The sequence below is a fragment of the SAR324 cluster bacterium genome (genome assembly GCA_029245725.1).
Classification (GTDB): domain Bacteria; phylum SAR324; class SAR324; order SAR324; family NAC60-12; genus JCVI-SCAAA005.
This window is the reverse complement of record JAQWOT010000237.1, coordinates 1-3,379: the sequence shown is the minus strand read 5'-3', so window position 1 is coordinate 3,379 and position 3,379 is coordinate 1. Positions and strand designations below refer to the sequence as shown.

General features: G+C 48.0%; 4 protein-coding genes and 1 pseudogene. 1 reads left to right on the top strand and 4 read right to left on the bottom strand.

What is annotated here, in order from left to right; all coding sequences use genetic code 11:
- The 3 genes and pseudogenes from P8O70_13410 to P8O70_13400 form a co-directional block, all read right to left on the bottom strand.
- On the bottom strand, nt 1-820 hold an 820-nt coding region (locus P8O70_13410), incomplete at its 3' end, for a hypothetical protein (GenBank protein MDG2197856.1).
- 49 nt (nt 821-869) lie between these two features.
- Complete coding sequence (locus P8O70_13405; protein MDG2197855.1) at nt 870-1,160, bottom strand: DUF1330 domain-containing protein; 291 nt, start codon at nt 1,158-1,160, stop codon at nt 870-872.
- A 204-nt stretch (nt 1,161-1,364) separates the two neighbouring features.
- Nucleotides 1,365-2,333 (bottom strand): annotated as a pseudogene (locus P8O70_13400) (5-methyltetrahydropteroyltriglutamate--homocysteine methyltransferase).
- Between the two features lie 86 nt (nt 2,334-2,419).
- On the opposite strand from P8O70_13400, the gene P8O70_13395 reads away from it, so the two are divergent.
- Nucleotides 2,420-3,022 (top strand): glutathione S-transferase family protein, encoded by a 603-nt coding sequence (locus P8O70_13395; GenBank protein ID MDG2197854.1) that lies wholly within the window; start codon nt 2,420-2,422, stop codon nt 3,020-3,022.
- Nucleotides 3,023-3,084: 62 nt separating this feature from the next.
- Here P8O70_13395 and P8O70_13390 read toward each other — a convergent pair.
- The coding region (locus P8O70_13390) for a GFA family protein (GenBank protein MDG2197853.1) at nt 3,085-3,379 on the bottom strand (295 nt) is incomplete at its 5' end.

The window sequence follows — 3,379 nt, the reverse complement described above, 5'->3', positions numbered from 1 at the left end:
TGGTTCCATACTTAAGAAAAGAGGCCATGTCTCTCATTGCAGTGAACCCCAACCCAATGACTCGACTGCCCCTAGTGGTATAGACCAACTCATAAATGCGGCCCGGCTGAAACCCCGATTCCATGAAAATATGGTGGGGCTCAGGCTCCTGCTCAGCTGTCCCTCGGCGAGCAAACCTCCATTGATCGCGCGGAATGAGTTGTCCGGTATCGTTGGGATGATCCTTTACGAACATCTGGGCTCCCACTTCCTCAGGATCGGCTGGGGGGTGTGGGAGGTGATCCTTGTGTGAGAGCATTTGCCATTGGCTTGCCTCAGGCTCCTGCTCCTGGAACCAACAGAGAATTCGGCCTTCGATTGGTTGGCCTTGTTCATCCAGCGCTTCTGGGACTCTCATGCCAATCAGACCAAGTGTTGGAGGCACATCTGCCTGCCATCCTCCAAAAACCACCGTGTAGCCGTTGCGAAGTAAGAAGCCATTCCCTGGTTCTACTGGCATCATGGGATCCTGCAAACGAGGTACACTGTTGAAAGTAAGCACAGTCTTGGTTCCCCGGTTCACCACATCATAGAGCACTGCCCCGTTGCCCCGTTTTGGATCCGTCGGATGCAACAAGACGAAGTCAGACTCAAACTCCACTTGGCCCCGCTGATTGGTTGGAGCCAACTCCAGATCGACAATTCCAGAATTTGCAGGGTGTGTTGGATCGACTTCATAGTGAGCAATCCCATGCACTAACTCGTAGGTGCCGACATCACCAAATTCCATCCCCGAAGCAAATCTTTCCTGACGAGTGATTTCAAGCTGGACCAAAGGCATTGGGCAATTCTCTCTGCAGAATAGTTTGAAAATTTGAGCTGATTGATTTCTATAACCCTTCGATCAGGAATAGCTGTCGGTCCACTCCTCCTTCTAGCTTAGCCAGCGCTCCCTTGTATTCTTCACTCTCATAGGCTGTTCTTGCAGCGTCCAAGCTTTCAAACTCCATCACTACAGCTCGCAGCGGTTTGTTGCCTTCTTTACTGACAATTTCAGATCCTCGGGCGAGAGGAGTGGCGCCATGTGCTTGCAGTGCAGGCAAGGCATCTGCAGCGTAGGCCTTGAGTTTTTCTGGGTCGTGAATCTCGTTATAAATGGAAATCAAGTACGCTTTCGCCATGGTATTTGCCTCTATTGAGGTTTAGAAAATACTGTCGGAGAAAATCCCCAGCAGGTATGTGAAAAAAATAAGTAATCGAAATCAGCAGATCTGAGTCGAGCTTCGGCACTGGGCCGCAGCCTGGCAAATAAACTCCAGCTTGGCTGCGACCAAGTCTTCTGAGAGAAACCCAAGACCACAATCAGGGGCAATCACCAAGCGTTCTCAGCCAATGTATTTCAGATCAGTGTGGATCCGTTCAGTTAGCTCCTCCAGTGTTTCCAGTTGACTGCAAGTGATAGCAATTGTCCCAAAGATAATTGTTTTCTTCTCAAATAACTCCAGCAATTTTAGATTGTTTGAACAGTGGGCATCTTCGATGGAGATCTGGTCAAAGTTCAATAAGTCCATTTCCTTCGCCAACTGATGATAACTATCAGGATCAGCTTTTTTATAATCCTCCTCGTCGAGAAAATTGGGATACCCACAGCAAATATGGACAATCTTGCACACTTCCTTGGGCGCTTCCTTGAAGTAGCGTTCAAGTATTTCAAAGCCGAAGGACTGAGCGTCACCAATCTTTCGGGCAAATAGGGGTTCATCCACCTGGATGTACCGACAACCTGCTTCGACAAACGCCAAAATTTCAAAGTTGACTGTCGTCGCCAAATCTTATGCCAAGCTCCACCGGTCATGGTAGAAGCAGTCTGTGTTCGTATCCATGATGGTCAAAGGACCTGGAATGGTGAACTTGATTGGCCAGCTAGAGACCGATTGAACAGACTGGAAATCTCTGACAGAGTACTCGGATCCTTTGTGCTGAACTGTCTTCCGGATGGAAGGTAGATCAGTTTCGTAGGCCCTATCCCGTAGGATACGATGCTCTAACTGCCGAAAATCAAAACCGTCCAGGTGCCGACAGTGGTAATTGATGTAGTTCTCCCGACGCACTTCCCCATCGGTGGGGATATCGATTCCATCCTTAATTTGCAGAGCGATCACTCTCTCGGCAGCTCTCCGATACAAATCCTCGTCATCAGCACTTGTGTCGCTATAATTTGTGAAGTTGGTCGTGGTTTTGGGAGAGTTCGTGCTACCTTCACTGCGGGCTACATCGAACCAGTCTCGAATTGGCAAAAAGTCTGGCTTGAGGAATGAGCCAATCGTTGTGTTTTGCAGTTTTGATTTGGCCATGAAGCGCCCTCTTCATTCAAATTTGAAATGGAGGCAAGACTACACCGAGGTCTCTCGTAGGATCAAGCACTCTTCCATGGAAAAGTATGCTCACTCTCTATGATTTCAAATCTTCTGGCAATGGTTACAAGGTTCGCTTGCTGCTCCATCAGCTTCGCCTGCCATTCATTTATGTGGAAATCAACATTCTAAAAGGGGAAACACAAACTACTCAATTTCTTAAGATGAATCCAAATGGAAAGGTGCCACTGCTTAGCTTGGGGGATGGACGTTTTCTAGCGGAATCCAACGCGATCCTATTACACTTGGCGGAAGGTACACGTTTTCTACCTAGTGACTCTTGGCAGAAGAGCAAACTGTATGAATGGCTGTTCTTTGAGCAATATAGTCATGAATCAAACATTGCGACACCGCGTTTCTGGAAAAACTATCTTAAAGATGGAGAGTACGACGAAACAGAACTGAAACGGCATCAGCTTGATGGCAGAAAAGCGTTAATTGTGATGGAGAAGCATCTTCAGGAGGAGAAATTTTTCGGGCCAAAATATGGCATCGCAGACATCGCGCTTTATGCCTATACCCACAAAGCAGAGGAAGGAGGCCAGATCCTTAATGACTTTCCGGCCATCAAGGATTGGATAGACCGAGTCAAAGCTCAGCCTGGGCATGTTACGATGGAGGATATCTAGTGAAAAGAGTATTGGCTTCTGAGTTCTCAGAGATTATGTTCGCCCAATAGTGAACAGTACTTTCAGTGGCTCTGCTTTTCAGTGATGTGCAATTGATCAAATGACTGTAGGGCTTGATCTTCCCGAATCATTAAACCTGGATGATCGTTATGGGTGGGAGAGTAGTAAGCAGCCGTTTCGTGCGAGTCTGAAAAGGAGACGTCCACAAAAGGCGCCTTGGTGCGGGTGAAGATTTGGACTGCGTCATCCGTCTCAAACCAAAAAGAGGGAGCATCAAAGGTTCCGGCGGCTACTCCAGTCCAACCCGGGCGCATCTCAATTCTCCAGAAGATCGTAGTTCCACAGTTCGGGCAGAAG

Bases quoted from the DNA above. Each gene is read 5' to 3' on its own strand.
- P8O70_13405 (MDG2197855.1), bottom strand. From the start codon at position 1,160: ATGGCGAAAGCGTACTTGATTTCCATTTATAACGAGATTCACGACCCA.
- P8O70_13395 (MDG2197854.1), top strand. From the start codon at position 2,420: ATGCTCACTCTCTATGATTTCAAATCTTCTGGCAATGGTTACAAGGTT.